At 44.3% G+C, this 16,507-nt stretch carries 18 protein-coding genes; 4 read left to right on the forward strand and 14 right to left on the reverse strand.

Going from position 1 to position 16,507, the window contains the following annotated elements; genetic code table 11:
• Window positions 1–23: 23 nt before the first annotated feature.
• From udk to bslm_RS13255, 10 genes are all read right to left on the reverse strand, one after another.
• Window positions 24–659, reverse strand: coding sequence for a uridine kinase (gene udk / locus bslm_RS13210; protein WP_003225916.1), 636 nt, complete (start codon window positions 657–659; stop codon window positions 24–26).
• A gap of 6 nt (window positions 660–665) precedes the next feature.
• Window positions 666–1,934: a peptidase U32 family protein gene (locus bslm_RS13215; RefSeq protein ID WP_003229802.1), complete on the reverse strand. Its 1,269-nt coding sequence runs from the start codon at window positions 1,932–1,934 to the stop codon at window positions 666–668.
• Between the two features lie 18 nt (window positions 1,935–1,952).
• On the reverse strand, window positions 1,953–2,882 hold the full coding sequence (locus bslm_RS13220; protein ID WP_033882966.1) for a peptidase U32 family protein: 930 nt from the start codon (window positions 2,880–2,882) through the stop codon (window positions 1,953–1,955).
• A 5-nt stretch (window positions 2,883–2,887) separates the two neighbouring features.
• Complete coding sequence (locus tag bslm_RS13225; RefSeq protein ID WP_015714429.1) at window positions 2,888–3,541, reverse strand: O-methyltransferase; 654 nt, start codon at window positions 3,539–3,541, stop codon at window positions 2,888–2,890.
• 151 nt (window positions 3,542–3,692) lie between these two features.
• Window positions 3,693–4,775: an endolytic transglycosylase MltG gene (mltG, locus tag bslm_RS13230; RefSeq protein ID WP_029318172.1), complete on the reverse strand. Its 1,083-nt coding sequence runs from the start codon at window positions 4,773–4,775 to the stop codon at window positions 3,693–3,695.
• Window positions 4,776–4,905: 130 nt separating this feature from the next.
• Window positions 4,906–5,187 carry a DUF1292 domain-containing protein gene (locus tag bslm_RS13235; RefSeq protein ID WP_003246199.1) on the reverse strand — a complete coding sequence of 94 codons (282 nt, stop codon included), beginning with the start codon at window positions 5,185–5,187 and terminating at the stop codon, window positions 4,906–4,908.
• Window positions 5,188–5,204: 17 nt separating this feature from the next.
• Window positions 5,205–5,621: a Holliday junction resolvase RuvX gene (ruvX, locus tag bslm_RS13240; protein WP_003229795.1), complete on the reverse strand. Its 417-nt coding sequence runs from the start codon at window positions 5,619–5,621 to the stop codon at window positions 5,205–5,207.
• Between the two features lie 7 nt (window positions 5,622–5,628).
• Window positions 5,629–5,895: an IreB family regulatory phosphoprotein gene (locus tag bslm_RS13245; protein WP_003225903.1), complete on the reverse strand. Its 267-nt coding sequence runs from the start codon at window positions 5,893–5,895 to the stop codon at window positions 5,629–5,631.
• Between the two features lie 84 nt (window positions 5,896–5,979).
• Entirely contained in the window at window positions 5,980–8,616 is a 2,637-nt protein-coding gene (alaS, locus tag bslm_RS13250) for an alanine--tRNA ligase (RefSeq protein ID WP_046381229.1), read from the reverse strand.
• 330 nt (window positions 8,617–8,946) lie between these two features.
• The gene (locus tag bslm_RS13255; RefSeq protein WP_009967889.1) at window positions 8,947–10,008 is read right to left on the reverse strand and encodes an AI-2E family transporter; all 1,062 of its coding nucleotides are present in this window, start codon (window positions 10,006–10,008) and stop codon (window positions 8,947–8,949) included.
• A 155-nt stretch (window positions 10,009–10,163) separates the two neighbouring features.
• Here bslm_RS13255 and bslm_RS13260 point away from each other — a divergent pair, with 155 nt between their 5' ends.
• The 4 genes from bslm_RS13260 to bslm_RS13275 are packed head-to-tail and all read left to right on the forward strand — an operon-like array spanning window position 10,164 to window position 13,119.
• Window positions 10,164–10,892: an amino acid ABC transporter ATP-binding protein gene (locus bslm_RS13260; RefSeq protein WP_003246180.1), complete on the forward strand. Its 729-nt coding sequence runs from the start codon at window positions 10,164–10,166 to the stop codon at window positions 10,890–10,892.
• A 21-nt stretch (window positions 10,893–10,913) separates the two neighbouring features.
• Window positions 10,914–11,735, forward strand: coding sequence for a glutamine ABC transporter substrate-binding protein GlnH (glnH, locus tag bslm_RS13265; protein ID WP_032722249.1), 822 nt, complete (start codon window positions 10,914–10,916; stop codon window positions 11,733–11,735).
• 60 nt (window positions 11,736–11,795) lie between these two features.
• On the forward strand, window positions 11,796–12,446 hold the full coding sequence (locus bslm_RS13270; RefSeq protein ID WP_046381230.1) for an amino acid ABC transporter permease: 651 nt from the start codon (window positions 11,796–11,798) through the stop codon (window positions 12,444–12,446).
• 16 nt (window positions 12,447–12,462) lie between these two features.
• A complete protein-coding gene (locus tag bslm_RS13275; protein ID WP_003229784.1) occupies window positions 12,463–13,119 on the forward strand; it encodes an amino acid ABC transporter permease in 657 nt (218 codons plus the stop codon).
• Between the two features lie 34 nt (window positions 13,120–13,153).
• Here bslm_RS13275 and bslm_RS20940 read toward each other — a convergent pair whose 3' ends face one another.
• From bslm_RS20940 to recD2, 4 genes are read right to left on the reverse strand one after another with little or no spacing between them, the layout of a single operon-like run.
• Complete coding sequence (locus tag bslm_RS20940) at window positions 13,154–13,285, reverse strand: YrzQ family protein (RefSeq protein ID WP_003229780.1); 132 nt, start codon at window positions 13,283–13,285, stop codon at window positions 13,154–13,156.
• A gap of 21 nt (window positions 13,286–13,306) precedes the next feature.
• Window positions 13,307–13,498: a hypothetical protein gene (locus bslm_RS13280; protein WP_003225893.1), complete on the reverse strand. Its 192-nt coding sequence runs from the start codon at window positions 13,496–13,498 to the stop codon at window positions 13,307–13,309.
• Between the two features lie 11 nt (window positions 13,499–13,509).
• The gene (locus bslm_RS13285; RefSeq protein WP_080481014.1) at window positions 13,510–14,034 is read right to left on the reverse strand and encodes a PRC-barrel domain-containing protein; all 525 of its coding nucleotides are present in this window, start codon (window positions 14,032–14,034) and stop codon (window positions 13,510–13,512) included.
• 57 nt (window positions 14,035–14,091) lie between these two features.
• Entirely contained in the window at window positions 14,092–16,488 is a 2,397-nt protein-coding gene (gene recD2, locus bslm_RS13290; RefSeq protein ID WP_046381232.1) for an SF1B family DNA helicase RecD2, read from the reverse strand.
• Window positions 16,489–16,507 lie beyond the last annotated feature (19 nt).

Genomic DNA, 16,507 nt, shown 5'->3' on the forward strand with positions numbered 1-16,507 from the left:
TTATTTATGTCTATGCTATGGTATTACAAAATCGCGTTTTGTTCAAGAATGGTTTGAATTTTTGTGACCATCAGATCAATTGCGACGTGATTCTGACCGCCTTCCGGGATAATAATATCAGCGTATCGTTTCGTCGGCTCGACGAATTGGTTATGCATCGGACGGACCACTGACACATATTGTTCAATGACAGAATCAATAGAGCGTCCGCGCTCATTAATATCTCTCATAATCCGTCTGATGATACGCAAGTCAGCGTCCGTATCAACATAAAGCTTGATATCCATCAGATCACGAAGCCTTTTGTCTTCAAGAACAAGAATGCCTTCAAGGATAATAACATCCTTTGGCTCTACGTGAACCGTTTCTTCTGAACGTGTGTGAAGCTTATAGTCATAAATCGGCTTTTCAATCGGGCGATAATTCAATAGATCCTGAATATGCTCGATTAAATAGTCATTATCAAACGCAAGCGGATGATCATAGTTTGTGTTCAGCCTTTCTTCAAACGGAAGATGGCTTTGGTCTTTATAATAAAGGTCCTGCTGGATCATTAAAATCGAGTGTCCTTTAAATTGTTCATAAATGGACCGTGTGACACTCGTTTTTCCTGAACCGGAACCTCCTGCGATTCCAATGACTACTGGATTCTTACCCATGGGCTGTTACTTCCCCTTTCTCATCATGTTGCTCGGATAAATCTTTTTGTCTAGTTTGAATTTGACAATTTGCAGGGGATGGCGGGCAGCATCTAGCTCATTTCCGTCTTCGTCCCAAATGGTTTCAATCGTATGTGTAAAGTTTTCGATTTCTGGACCGAAAAATTCCACTTCGTCGCCTTTTTTGAAGAAATTGCGCTGCTGAAGCGTGACCATTTGTGTATCTTCATCATAATTCAGCACTAAGCCGACAAAATCATATGTCGTTTTCTTGGCGTGTTCGCCGAACATTTGCTCTTCATAGCCTGGCGTTCCTTCAAAGAAAGCTGTCGCAGTGTCCCTGTTGGCGCACTTATCAAGCTCTTCAAGCCATTCTTTTTGAATCACAAAGTTCTCTGGATCAGCGCAATAAGCATCGATTACTTTGCGGTATACGCTGACAACAGTTGCTACATAGTGAATGGATTTCATGCGGCCTTCAATCTTTAAGCTGTCGATCCCCATTTCAATCATTTTTGGAATGGATTCAATCAGCTTCAAATCTTTCGGGCTCATCGCAAATGGTGCATCTTCTTCACCATACAAAGCAACGGCGTTGGCACCGTCTGTTTGGTAGAGATCATAATCCCAGCGGCATGACTGGCAGCAGCCTCCGCGATTGGAATCCCGCGCTGTCATGTGATTGCTCAGCACGCAGCGGCCGGAATATGCAATACACATTGCGCCATGAATGAAGGATTCGATTTCGATATCTACCTTTTCTTTCATTTCTCTGATTTCAAGAGCGCTAGTTTCACGTGCCAGCACGACGCGGTCGAGACCTTCTTCCTTCCAGAACTGGACAGCCTTCCAGTTTGAAAGAGACTGCTGTGTGCTCAAGTGAACCTCAACATTCGGCGCCACTCTGCGGCATGTTTCAATAATAAGCGGATCTGCCACAATAATACCGGCAACGTTGGCGTCTCCAAGCGCTTTTAAATAGTCTTCAAGCCCGTCCATGTTTTCATTATGAGCGAAAATATTCGTTGTTACGTAGATCTTCGCGCCATATTTCTTTGCGAATTCTACGCCTTCTGCAATTTCTTCGATCGTAAAGTTATCGGCATTCGAGCGCAGCCCGTATTCCTGTCCCCCGATAAAGACCGCGTCCGCTCCATAATGAACAGCGATTTTCAGCTTTTCAAGATTACCCGCAGGTGCGAGAAGCTCCGGCTTTTTCGTAATCACACGCTTTCCATTAACGATTGTGGATATTTTATCATTTACGGCAGTCATAGCTTAACCTCCTTTTGATTAATAAACCGTTTCCTTGAAGAAGAATCCGGTATCAATTTTTCTGTTTACTGGCTGGATGCTTTCAATGCGTTCGATCCAGTCTTCTTTTTTCGCTTCGTATTCGTCACGGTTTTCCACGCACAAATCAATTGCTTCTCTGTACATTTTGGTGACTTCTATTAGGTATTCAGGCGTTTTCAAAACCCCATCGATTTTGAAAGAATCAACTCCGGCATCTATCAATTCCTCAAGCTCATCAATGATGCACACATCGTTCGGGCTCATGATGTGAGTGCCGTTTTCATCTTCGAAAATCGGATATTTATTATCGCGTTCTTTATCGTGTAAAAACATGCCTGATTCTTTTTTCTTTCTTTCAATGTCCATGACTTTGCCCTGATATTCAAAATAGTTTCCAATCAAAGAACGCTTCGATTGGAACATGCACGTCATTCCATGCACCTGGATTTCAATTTCGACTTCAGCATTTTCTTTAATCTCAACAATGCTGTCCATGTTTAATTCTCTGGCAAGCACAGAGCGCGCCGCACCCTTGCGTCCCCAGTAGTTGCATGTATAATAGTTGGTGCCTGTCGTTTCTGTGCTCCAATGAAGCTTCAGATCAGGCGCAGATTCACGGGCAGCCATCAGCACGGCAGGATCGCCGAATACCGCTGCATCGACACCGGCTTCTGCTAAGAAAGCCAGATATTCGCCAAGCTCACCCACTTTATCGTTATGGAAAATTGCATTTACAGCAACGTATACTTTTGCTCCTTCTTTGTGAGCAATCTCTACGGCTTTTGTTACATCTTCACGAGAAAATTCTCCGGCTAATCTCAAGCCGTATCTCTGTTCCCCAACTAAAAACGCAGTTGCCCCCGCCTGTATGAGCGGCAAAATGTCCGCTGTGCTCGTCGGCGTCACTAAGAGCTCTGGTTTTTTCATGACGTTCACCTCTTCTTTTTACTAATCGCAAGTCCGTCCCCGACAGGAATAATCGCAGTTTGATAATCCGGATGATTCATCAACCAATGATTATATTCATCAATTTTTGCTACAAGCCTGCGCCTTCTCTTCGGTTCTATTTTGCTGTAATCCTCTGCCACCAGACCCTTAAACAGCACGTTGTCCGTTAAAATCACCCCGTCCGGTGAAAGCATCGGTTCATATAAATGAAAAAAGTTTTGATACTGACCTTTTGCAGCGTCAATAAAAATGACATCGTAAGGCGCAGTTACATGAACGGCGTCGGCTAATTCAAGCGCATCTCCGTAAAAAACATGAATCCGGTCATCAAGCTGAAATTCCTTGATATTGTTTACCGCTTCTTCATGCCGTTTCTCATTGCGTTCAATTGTATATATTTCAGCAGACGGCAGCTCCAGCGCCATTCGAATAGCTGAATAACCAATGGCCGTTCCGATTTCTAGTATTTTTTTCGGCTGTTTCACAGACAAAATTTGAAGCAGCACCTCCATGCCCGCTTTTTCCATGATCGGGACATGATGTTCTTCTGCATATGCTTCAAGCTTCTTCACGTTATCCGGCCGAGGCTTTAATAATGCTTCTATATAGTCATTTATTTGTTCATACCGGTCAGTCACTACAAACAGCCTCCCGTTCTAAAAAGGAGTGCCCCAGTCTTATGCGCAGGACACTCTCTGAATACATCATGATACATCGGTAAACAACCCGATATATTTTATCATAAAACCTTGCGGAAAGCGAACAAAAGGAGAGCTTTTTGCTCTCCTTTTATTTCTCATTTTTTGAGGAAATGTATTTTTCTTTTGCTTTATTATGCTCTTTTAGCGTTTTTGTAAATACGACCTCACCATTTGATTTGGCCAAGAAATACAGATAGTCCGTTTTATCCGGATGCAGCGCCGCTTCCCATGATGACATGCCGGCATTGGCAATCGGCCCTGGCGTCAGCCCTGTGTTTTTATACGTATTGTATGGTGAATCGATTTCCAGATCCTTATAAAGAACCCGATCTTTATGCTTGCCTGCCGCGTACAGGACGGTCGGATCTGTTTGGAGCGGCATTTTCTTTTTCAGGCGGTTATAAAAGACGCTCGCAATTTTATGGCGGTCGGCTTTTTCAGTCGCTTCTTCTTCTATCAAAGAAGCCATTGTCAGCAGCTTATGCACAGAAACTTTGTTTTTCTTCATTTCTGATTTATATGTTTCCACATAAGAATTTGTCTGCTTAATCATTGCCTTGATAATGTCTTCAAGTGATGTGTCCGGATCGTTAAAAGGGTATGTAGCCGGGAATAGGTACCCTTCAAGCGGGTGCTTAATGTTTTTATTGAAAACATCATTTGTCACAGTGTCCGGGAATTCTTTCTTCAGCTGATTGATAAATGTTTCATCGTCCAGCTTCGCTATGACTTGTTTTTTAGAGTATTTTGTTTCATCAGCAATAGCAGCCGCGATTTGGGTCAGCTGTGCTCCCTCAGTCACTGTGATTTGAAAAGCGTAACCTGCAGCCCCGCTTGTCAGCTTCTGAATAATGGCATCTAAATCCATACCTTTATTCAGATGGTAGAATCCGGCCTGAAACCCGGAAGCACCTTTATATTTCACATAGTACTGAAACGCCTTCTCGCTTTTTATGACATCATTTTTCTTTAATATCGATGCGATGGCTGAAACAGACGAACCGCTCGGAATGTTAATATTAACTGTCGTTTTACTGTCTTTTTCAACAGGTTCAAGCAATGATTTCCCATATAAAAATGCCCCGCCAATGATGAGAAACAGCACAACAATGGAAGACAGTATGATTCTTTTTTTATTAAAAAACGATTTTTTTTGCTGATTGATATACATTAGGTCTCCTCCCATCAGCTCTTATACTACATGATTCATTGTATTTCGGCAATTTATTACAAAAAGAGGCCTGCATAAAGCAGAAAAAAGCCGGAGCAGTATAGCTCCGGCTTTGGTTTGGCGCGATGTTTTACTCTTCGTCTTCGTCCGCTAAGAATGTGTTTAGTGTTTCTTCGATCATATCCCATTCTTCGTCAGTTTCAATCGGGAATAGCTCACCGTTTTCACCGTCTTCGTTTGGCGTGAAGCTGGAAGCAAGAATTTCTACTTCTTCGTCATCTTTTGATTCGATTGGATAGTACAAGACATAAGACTTGCCAAACTCTTCGTTTTCAAATGTAAACAGCACTTCACAAAGCTGTTCATTTCCTTGATCGTCAACAATTGTAATATTTTTTTCGCCGTGTTCCATTTTCTTCACCTCTGGCTTTAATTTAAGCTGTCAAGATATCCTTGTAAAATCATAACAGCCGCCATTTTATCAATGACTTTTTTTCGTTTTTGCCTGCTGACGTCAGCTGCAATCAGCATTTTTTCAGCCGCCATTGTGGTAAGACGCTCGTCCCACAGCACAACAGGAACATTGTACGTTGTTTCAAGCACTTTCGCAAATGTTTGGCTGGCTTCGCCTCTCGGGCCGACTGTTCCGTTCATGTTCTTAGGAAAGCCGAGCACGATTTTATCTATAGTATAGTCCTTTATCAGTTCAGATAAACGGGATAAACCATAATCGCCTTCTGCTTCATTTATCTTTATGGTCTCAATGCCTTGAGCAGTCCAGCCCATTTCATCGCTCAGAGCTACACCGAGTGTTTTGGTTCCTAAATCGAGTCCTAATATTCTCATTCTTTATTTACGCCTCTTTATGCTGTTCTAAATAAGACTTTACCAATTCCTCGATTAATTCGTCTCTTTCAAGTTTGCGAATTAAATTGCGAGCGTCACGATGCCTAGGAATATAAGCGGGATCACCTGACAGCAAGTATCCGACAATCTGGTTGATTGGATTGTAGCCCTTTTCCTGAAGCGCGTCATACACTGTAATCAGCACCTCATTTACGTTAGTCTCAGCAGAATCATCGGAGAAATTAAATTTCATCGTTTTATCAAACGAGCTCACCGTTTTGCACCTCTTTCCCAAATTCGCAGGCAAAGTTCAGCCTGGGGTCCTAATCTTACCATCATTCTACACTACATGGGCGAATTATAAAACGGATTTCACCCAATCTTCTACAGAAGCCAAAGCTTCTTCTAATTTTTCCGGCTGTTTACCGCCTGCCTGCGCCATGTCCGGACGGCCTCCGCCGCCTCCGCCGCAAACTTCCGCAGCTTGTTTAACCAGCTTGCCGGCGTGAAGTCCTTTCTCAATGAGGTCCTTTGTGACTCCGGCAGAGATATTAACTTTATCGTTTTGTACCGCACCAAGCACGATCACCGCAGAGCCAAGCTTTGCTTTGAGTTCATCGACCATAGTGCGGAGATGATTCATGTCTTTTGCATTTACTTTTGCCGCAAGCACGTTTACGCCGTCAACTTCTTTTACTTTCGACAGGATTGCTCCTGCTTCCACGTTGCCTAGTTTTGCAAGAAGAGATTCATTTTCTCTTTGCGCTTCCTTCAGTTCAGCCTGCAGAGCCGCGACCCGTTTCGGCACTTCTTTGATATTTGTTTTCAGCTCGTCAGCGGTCTGCTTCAATACAGAAATCTGGCTGTTCATTTCGACGTAAGCGCCTTGTCCCGTTACAGCTTCAATCCGTCTTGTGCCTGCTCCGATTCCGGATTCAGAAACGATTTTAAACAAGCCGATTTCTGCTGTATTTCTGACGTGGCAGCCGCCGCACAGCTCTAAGCTGTAATCTCCAACTTGAACGACACGGACAATATCGCCATATTTTTCGCCGAACAGTGCCATCGCACCCATTTCTTTTGCTTCAGCGATCGGTTTCAAATCAATGCTGACCGGGATGCTCGCCCAGATCTTTTCGTTTACGATTCTTTCAATTTGTTCGAGCTCTTCTTTTGTCACTTGGCCAAAGTGCGAGAAGTCAAAACGAAGACGGTTTTCCGTTACAAGAGAGCCCGCCTGATTGACATGAGTTCCAAGAACATCTTTTAGAGCCTGATGCAATAAATGCGTTGCCGTGTGGTTTTTAATGACGCCGCTTCTCATATGGTCTTCAACTTCAGCCGTAACATGCAGGCCTTTTTGAACAGTACCGCTCTCCACAACACCTTCATGCACATGCTGGCCATTCGGCGCTTTTTGAACATCTTTAATTCTTACAACTGCCTGCTCGCTTCGGAGATAGCCTTTATCGCCGATTTGGCCGCCGCTTTCTGCATAGAACGGTGTTTCATCAAGAATGATTTGAACGCTTTCTCCTTCATGAGCCTCTTCGATTAATTGGCCGTCATGAAGAAGCAAAATGATATTGGCATCAGCTTTGGTTTGAGAGTAGCCGACAAATGTGCTTTCATCTGTCACGTCGCGCAGTGCGCCGCCCTGCACCTGCATGCTGCCGACATCCTGGCGGGCGTTTCTTGCCCGTTCACGCTGCTGGTTCATTTCCTCCTCAAAGCCCTCATGGTCAACCGTCATGTTCTCGTCTTCTGCGTATTCTTCAGTCAATTCAACCGGGAATCCATACGTATCATACAGTTTAAACACATCAGCACCTGAGATAACGCTGCTGCCCTTGTCTTTTTCTTTTTTGATCATTTCTGACAGGATCGCAAGCCCTTCATTAAGGGTCTCATGGAAGCGTTCTTCCTCGGTTTTAATGACTTTTGCGATGAAATCCGCTTTCTCTTTCACTTCAGGATAGAAATCAGCCATGATTTCTGCGACAACCGGCACTAAATCAAACATGAACGGACGATGGATGTTGATCGTTTTGGCATAACGCACGGCACGGCGTAATAAGCGTCTTAATACATAGCCGCGGCCTTCATTTGACGGCAGCGCACCGTCACTGACAGCAAAGGCAACCGTTCTGATATGGTCGGCAATCACTTTAAACGCAGTGTCTTTCACATTGTCTTTGCCATATGTTTCACCAGAAATCGATTCTGTTGCTTTAATGATCGGAACAAACAAATCGGTGTCAAAGTTTGTCGGAACATTCTGGATAACAGATACCATTCTTTCAAGACCCATGCCTGTATCAATGTTTTTCTTTGGAAGCGGTGTGTACGTGCCGTCAGGGTTATGGTTGAACTCTGAGAACACAAGGTTCCATACTTCCAGGTAACGGTCGTTTTCCCCGCCTGGGTAAAGCTCCGGATCTTCTGGATCATTACCGTATGCTTCACCGCGGTCGTAAAAGATTTCCGTATTCGGTCCGCTCGGCCCTTCACCGATATCCCAGAAGTTCCCTTCCAGACGGATAATTCTTTCTTCAGGAATACCGATTTTTTTCGCCCAAAACTCATATGCCTCTTCATCTTCAGGATGAACCGTAACAGAGAGAAGCTCTTTGTCGAAGCCAATCCACTTGTCGCTCGTTAAAAACTCCCAAGCCCATGTAATGGCTTCTTCTTTGAAATAATCGCCGATGGAAAAGTTTCCGAGCATTTCAAAGAAAGTGTGATGGCGCGCAGTTTTACCTACATTTTCTATATCGTTTGTTCTGATCGCTTTTTGAGCGTTTACGATTCTTGGATTTTCCGGCACGACACGGCCGTCAAAATATTTTTTCAGCGTCGCAACACCGCTGTTGATCCAAAGCAGTGAAGGATCCTCATGAGGCACTAATGACGCGCTTGGCTCTACCGCATGTCCTTTTTCTTTAAAGAAATCCAAAAACATTTGACGCACTTCCGCAGAAGTTAAGTGTTTCATTGTATTTCCTCCTCTATAAAAATCGAAATTCTCTTCAGTGACAGCAAAAAAGCCCTCCCCCTATGCAAACCAACGTTTACACAGGGACGAGAGCTGTCTCGCGGTACCACCCTGATTACGGGCATTCATTCGCCCGTCACCTTTAACCCTGTAACGCAGGATAAGCGGCAGTGATTAACTGCACTCAGGATTAGCTTCCTCCGATCTTCTGATAAAGCTCCTTTCAGCTTATGGAGCTTCTCTCTTTAACAGGGCTTCGGCGTACTCAGATCCGTCACTCGAGATTCGTATGTATTCTACGAGAAATTATAGACAAGCGGCACGCCGATGTCAATGCTCCGTCCTCATCCGCAAAAAATGGATCATCATTACTTTTAAAACAGCCGTCGCAGGAACAGCCAGAATCATCCCGACGATACCCGCAAGCTCCCCTCCGGCAAGGAGTGCAAGCATGATAACGACCGGATGCATTTTAAGGCTTCTGCCGACAATGAACGGACTGAGGATATTTCCTTCCATAAACTGCAGAATAAACACCGTAATCACCACAACAAGAACCGCCTTGACTGAGATCGTCATCGCAATTAACAACGCAGGAACAGCTCCGATGAAAGGGCCAAAATACGGGATGACATTCGTTACCCCAGAGATAAGGCCAAGTATCAGCGGATACGGAAGCCCAAATACCCAGAACGAAATGCCTGCAATCACGCCAAGAATCAAGCAGACCAAAAGCTGGCCGCGGATATAATCGCCAAGCGAATCATCCACATCCCGCAAAAAGGCGCTGCCCCGCTTTCTCCACGACTTCGGAGTCAAGTACCATACTGTCTTTTTCATTAACTCAATGTCCTTCACCATATAAAACACGAGAAAAGGGATTGTTGCAGCAATTAAGAAGTAATCAAGCACATTGCGGATCCCGCTGATCGCACCCTCGATCGTTCCCGCAAAAAACGCCTCCGTCTGGCGGATCATTTTATCTATACGGTGATGCATACCATCAGGCCAGTCATCCGTATGGTTATGCACATGAAGAAGAAGCCCGTTATACGTTTCGGCAAACATGGGTATATTTTCTGACAAATCCGTCAGCTGCACGATTAAAACAGGCACCCCTTTATACAACGCCCAGCCAATCCCGCCAAAAAAAAGAACATAAATGACCAAGATGCTCAAAGTCCTAGGCAATCCTTTGCCATGCAGCCATTCTGTGACCGGAAGCAATAAATAAGATATAAAAATAGAAATGATCAAGGGAATAAAGATCGTTTTTATGACGAGCCAAAAGGGTGACCATAACATATCAAGCATAAAAAAGACATAGACTGTTAACAGAACCAGCAAACAAATAGCCACCCACAACAAAAGCTGCACCGGTTTTTGGAGCATCTGCTTTCACCTCACCTATATCTTTTGAGGTTTACAAGGAATTATTCTTTATGTTTCTTTAGTCAGTCAGAAGTCATGGACATTTTTTCACTTTTAATTTTCAGAAAAGTTTGATCATTTACTTTTTGGTCAAATTTTCTGATAGGAGGATTGCGATGATCACATTTCAAAATGTAAACAAGCATTACGGAGATTTTCACGTGTTAAAACAAATTAATCTTCAAATCGAAAAAGGTGAAGTCGTTGTTATCATCGGCCCATCCGGTTCCGGTAAAAGCACATTGCTCAGATGCATCAACAGACTTGAGTCGATCAATGAGGGAGTGCTTACAGTAAACGGCACCGCCATTAACGACAGAAAAACTGATATCAATCAAGTGCGGCAAAATATCGGGATGGTGTTTCAGCACTTTCATTTATATCCGCATAAAACAGTGCTGCAGAACATCATGCTGGCTCCGGTAAAAGTGCTTAGACAATCACCTGAACAAGCAAAGGAAACGGCGCGGTACTATCTTGAAAAAGTCGGCATCCCAGACAAGGCTGACGCCTATCCTTCCCAGCTTTCCGGCGGGCAGCAGCAGCGTGTTGCCATCGCAAGAGGACTGGCGATGAAGCCGGAGGTCATGCTGTTTGACGAGCCGACATCAGCACTTGATCCTGAAATGATCGGTGAGGTGCTAGATGTCATGAAAACACTCGCCAAAGAAGGCATGACAATGGTTGTCGTGACACACGAAATGGGGTTTGCCAAAGAAGTTGCCGATCGGATTGTCTTCATTGACGAAGGAAAAATTTTAGAAGAAGCAGTGCCGGCTGAATTTTACGCGAACCCGAAGGAAGAACGGGCCCGCTTATTCTTAAGCCGTATTTTAAATCATTAAAACAGAAATGGGGGAGCTTGTATGAAAAAGATTTTTTCTTTAGCATTGATTTCTTTATTCGCTGTCATCTTGCTTGCCGCTTGCGGCAGCAAGGGATCAAACGGAGAAGCCTCAAAGGAGAGCAAAAAAGATACGCTAGCCGCCATTAAAGACAATGACAAAATTGTCTTCGGCGTAAAAACGGACACTCGACTGTTCGGTCTTAAAAATCCAAGCTCAGGTGAGATTGAGGGTTTTGATATTGATATTGCCAAACAAATCGCTAAAGACATTTTAGGTGATGAGAAAAAAGCTGAATTTAAAGAGGTCACCTCAAAAACAAGGATTCCTATGCTGCAAAACGGGGATATCGACGCCATTGTCGCCACAATGACGATCACTGAAGAACGAAAAAAGGAAGTTGACTTTTCTGATGTCTATTTCGAGGCCGGGCAATCGCTTCTCGTGAAAAAAGGCAGCAAAATCAAGAGTGTCGAGAATCTTGGCAAAGGCTCAAAAGTTCTTGCAGTAAAAGGCTCCACCTCCTCTCAAAACATTCGTGAAAAGGCGCCTGAAGCATCTGTTTTAGAATTTGAAAACTACGCAGAAGCCTTTACAGCCCTTAAATCGGGGCAAGGCGATGCCCTCACCACAGATAATGCGATTTTATATGGAATGGCTGATGAAAATAAAAATTATCAATTAACAGGAAAGCCTTTTACAGATGAGCCTTACGGGATCGCCGTGAAAAAAGGGCAATCTGCTCTCGCGAAAGAAATCAACGCTTCACTTAAAAAGATGAAGTCGGATGGCAGATACGATGAAATTTATAAAAAATGGATCAAAGAAGACCCAGCTGAATAACAACCATCCCGGGATGAGCAGGCGATGCTCATCCCAATTTGATAAGGAGTGAATAGGCAGATGAATGTGTCAATTCTTTTCGATAACTTCAGCATGTATATGGACGGTTTTTACCATACCTTGCTCGCAAGTGTTATCGCGCTGGCCGGCAGTTTTGTCCTCGGCGTTGCTGTAGCGGTTATGAGAATAACAGTCTTTAAGCCGCTGCAATGGCTCGGGACCGCATATGTAGAATTCATCCGCAACATCCCTCTTCTTTTAATTACCTTTGTTTTCTATTTCGGACTTCCAAACGCAGGCCTGAGGCTTGACGGTTTTCAAGCGGGAACGGTTGCTCTCACCATTTATACCTCTGCGTTTATCGCTGAAGCCATCAGAGCAGGAATCCAGTCTGTTTCAAAAGGGCAGATGGAAGCGGTACGCTCGTCAGGCTTTACCTACAGCCAAGCCATGCTCCATATCATTTTGCCGCAGGCAATCAAAATCGTCATTCCGCCTTTAGGCAATCAATTTTTAAACTTAGTCAAAAACTCTTCGATTCTTGGGGTTGTGGCCGGATTGGATCTTATGTACCAAGCCGATTTAGTTTCGTCGAGCACACTCGTTGTATTTGATGTTTATATTTTTGTGGCGCTTTTTTACTTAGTGCTGACGATTCCGCTTAGCATCGGTGTTAACTATCTGGAAAAACGGCTGGAAAAAAGCTATTGATAAGGAGTGAGTTACATTGGATTTCATCGGTGCTTATTCACAGGAGCATTTAGCGTTTTTATGGGATGGCTTTCTCGTCACCTTGTACGTTGCTTTCATCTCCATCATTCTGAGCTTTTTCTTCGGTTTAATCGCAGGCACCCTGCGTTATGCGAAAGTTCCCGTTCTTTCTCAATTGATTGCGGTTCTCGTTGAAACGATCAGAAACCTCCCCTTGCTGTTAATTATTTTCTTTACGTTTTTTGCCCTTCCGGAAATTGGTATTAAGCTTGAAATAACAGCTGCTGCAATTACAGCACTAACGATTTTTGAATCCGCTATGCTATCTGAAATTATCCGAAGCGGACTGAAATCAATTGACAAAGGACAAATTGAAGCGGCGCGCTCCTCCGGGCTGAGCTATACACAGACCCTGTTCTTTATCGTTATGCCGCAAGCGCTTCGCCGCATGGTTCCGCCCATCGTAAGCCAGTTTATTTCTTTATTAAAAGATACATCGCTCGCTGTTGTGATCGCCCTGCCTGAACTGATTCACAACGCGCAAATTATTAACGGCCAAAGCGCAGACGGCAGTTATTTTTTCCCGATCTTTTTACTTGCAGCCCTTATGTATTTCGCAGTCAACTACAGCCTTTCACTCGCAGCAAGACGCCTCGAGGTCCGGCAAACATAGAAAAGGATACTCTTTGGAGAGTATCCTTTTTGCATTAAAACATTTTCGTAATTCTTCTTCTCATCCGCTTCATGCTTCGATTATTCAGCATGTCAGATTGAGTCGCCATTCGGTACACGAGAGCTCCGGCTCCCATTGCCAAAAGAGAAGTCATCGTCCGATTCATCCTGCGCATCTCCTTTCATGATTAAAAATTGATGCTGCGTTCATCCTCAGAAAACAAATCATCCAAGCTGCTTAACGTTCCGTCTTCTTCCACCTGATGAGTTGCAATCTTCCCTTTCGCCACTGTCAGTTCAATAAAACAGCCCCAGCAATAATATTGGTTCACGCCGATTTTGCCGATATCCTTACTTTTGCAATTCGGGCATATAAGCATACCTCACACCTCTATCCGTTCAGAACGATCTCGTCTTTCCGCACCTCGACAAGCGAATCCGCTCTTTGGATCTGGCGCTTGCTTCCCGCCAGGTCAGAAAAGAAACCGTCCGAGAGTTCATATGCTACGATTATGCCCCTGTCCAAACAAAAGTATACATCTTCCAGCATCCCCAATATATCCCCCTCTTGCGATTTCACAAGCTTCATCTTCATCTGCTCGTATGTGAAGCATAATTTCGGAAGAGGCAAAAGCTGTTCTGAACTGACCGAAGCCAATATGCGGTCATCAAGAATGGAAGAGATATCACACGCCCGTAATAGCGCATGATGATGATGCAAAAAGCGTTTTTGTTCAAGAATAAACCCAAGACAATCTCCTTTCAGAGAAAAACAAATATCGGAAATTGCCCCGAGATAACAAGAAGTTCGTTCTGAGTATACTGGGAATCCTTCTACTTCATGGCATGTTCTCAAAGTGTGATCAACCACCTTTTGTTGAACAGGCTTAGGTTTTGCTTTGCGCCTTAGACTCATACGATGAAATCAATTCCACTGCAAATGAAAAAAAACTCCCGCTTGCACGGGAGCATTTTATTGCTGTTCTTCTTTCATAAAATCGAATGGTGTAATGCCTTCCATGCCAATGTTGGCGTCGTGTACGCTGAACGGGAGCTCTTTTTGCAAAGCTTCAAGCTCGGCATCCATTTCCTCAACCTGTACGGACAGCCTGTTTTTCAAGGAGGTCTGTCTGACAGTTGCATCATTATTTTTCACGCCCCACTCCAGCGCCTCCTCTTCCCCGCATAAAATGAGAAATTTCTTCGCTCTTGTAATCGCGGTATAAAGAAGGTTTCTTCTGAGCATTCTATAATAGCCTTTCACAACAGGCAAAACCACAATCGGAAATTCACTTCCCTGCGATTTATGAATAGAACAGCAATACGCATGGGTAAATTGATTAAAATCTTTTTTCGTAAATGTCATTTCATTGCCGTCAAAAGAAACGACGGCCATGTCTTCTTTTTCTGTATTTTCCTTTGCATAAAATATCGACGTGATTTCGCCAATATCTCCGTTGAACACATTGTTTTCCGGCTGATTGACTAGCTGCAAAATTTTATCTCCGGTTCTGTAGACAACATCCCCGAACTTCAATTCTCTCCGTTTTTCTTTAGGAGGATTTAAAATGTCCTGCAGCATCACATTCAATTCATTAATGCCGGCTTTTCCTCTGTACATCGGAGCGAGGACCTGAATGTCCTTTGCTGTATAGCCTTTTTTCAATGCATTGGCGACAACCTTCTCAACTACTTCTTTGATTTGCGACCCGCCGCAGCGAATAAAGGAACGGTCCTTTGTCGGGGCAGTCAAATTGTTCGGCAGCAATCCATTTTTCATCTGGTGGGCAAGCTCGACGATTGATGACCCCTCCGCCTGACGATAGATGTCTGTCAGTCTCACAGTCGGAATCACCTGGGATGTCAGCAGGTCTCTGAGCACTTGTCCCGGACCGACGGAAGGCAGCTGGTCTTCGTCTCCGACAATGATGATTTGTATATGATCAGGGATCGCCTTGAACAAATGATTCGCCAGCCATATATCAAGCATACTGGCTTCATCGATAATTAACAGCTTCCCTTCGATCGGCTGATCCTCTGTATGAGTAAAGCCTTCAGCGCCGTTCCAGCCAAGCAGCCTGTGTATCGTAACTGCAGGGAGTCCCGTTGATTCACTCATCCGTTTTGCTGCTCTCCCTGTCGGAGCGGCCAAAACAATCGGAAAAGCTTCATCCTTTTTATAAGCTGACGGGTCTAGTGACACACCGTGAAGCTCTCCGTAGAGCTCGACAATCCCTCTGATTACCGTCGTTTTTCCTGTTCCCGGGCCGCCTGTTAAAAGAAGCATCGGCGAGGAAAGGGCTTTTTGAATCGCTTCCTTCTGGCTGGGGGCATACTGAACGTCCATCCGTTCTTCCAGTTCTCCCAACGCGAGCAAAAACTCTGATTCGGGAAACTGGTTCTCATATTCGGTTTGGCTAGCGATATGTTTCACACGCTTTGCAACGTTTTGTTCTGCGTAAAACAGCGAAGGAAAATAACAGCGGCCATCTTCTATGACAATGTCTTTATTTTCTCCAAGGGCAATAATTGCGTTAGCGGCATCCATTTCTGTAATGCGCTGCCCTTCCCTTGCTGACTGGTTTAACAGTGATTGAGTGTCGATGATCAGCTGTTCCGTTTCTATGTACGTGTGCCCCTCTGACAGACAAGTCGTTTCAAGCGTGTACAAAATAGCAGCTTTTACCCGCTCAGGATGATTACCCGAAAGACCCATTCTGCTGCCCAGCTCATCCGCTTTTCCAAACCCGATGCCTTCTACATCCTTCACAAGCTGATAAGGATTTTCCTGAATCTTTTCAAGCGTCTCGGATTCATAGGCTTGATAGATTTTCATAGACAGCTGCGGGCCAAAGCCAAACTGATTCAAGGAAATCATGATTTGCTCCAGTCCCTGATGCCGCTGCAATGCGCCAGCCAGCGTGTCTGCTTTCTTTTTTGAGAGTCTGGGAACATCATAAAGCACTGAAGCATCAGCCAATATTTTATTAATGGCGCTGTCGCCCAGCTTTTTCACAATTTCTTCAGCTGTTTTTTTGCCGATCCCCTCGAATAAATCACTCGATAAATATTGAATGATGCCTTCCTTAGTCGTTGGAATCTCCTTTTTGAAATGCTCCGCCTGAAATTGGAGCCCGAATTTTGGATGGGTTACGATCTTTCCGTAAAACGTGTAGGTCTCTTCTTCTTGAAGCGCAGGGAAGTAGCCCGTCACGGATACGGCTTTATCTTCAATGGCTTCGGAGGTCTCTGTGACTTTCACTTTCAGAACCGTATATAAATTGGTGTCATTATGATAGATGACTGTGTTGACTGTCCCTTTTAAATAGGGCTCTTCCTCCAGTTTAAGCTGATCCGGATGCTGCTGCACGAGCTGTCCCTCCTCCTGT

The sequence above is a fragment of the Bacillus sp. LM 4-2 genome, assembly GCF_000978495.1.
In the GTDB taxonomy this organism is placed as follows: Bacteria; Bacillota; Bacilli; order Bacillales; family Bacillaceae; genus Bacillus; species Bacillus subtilis.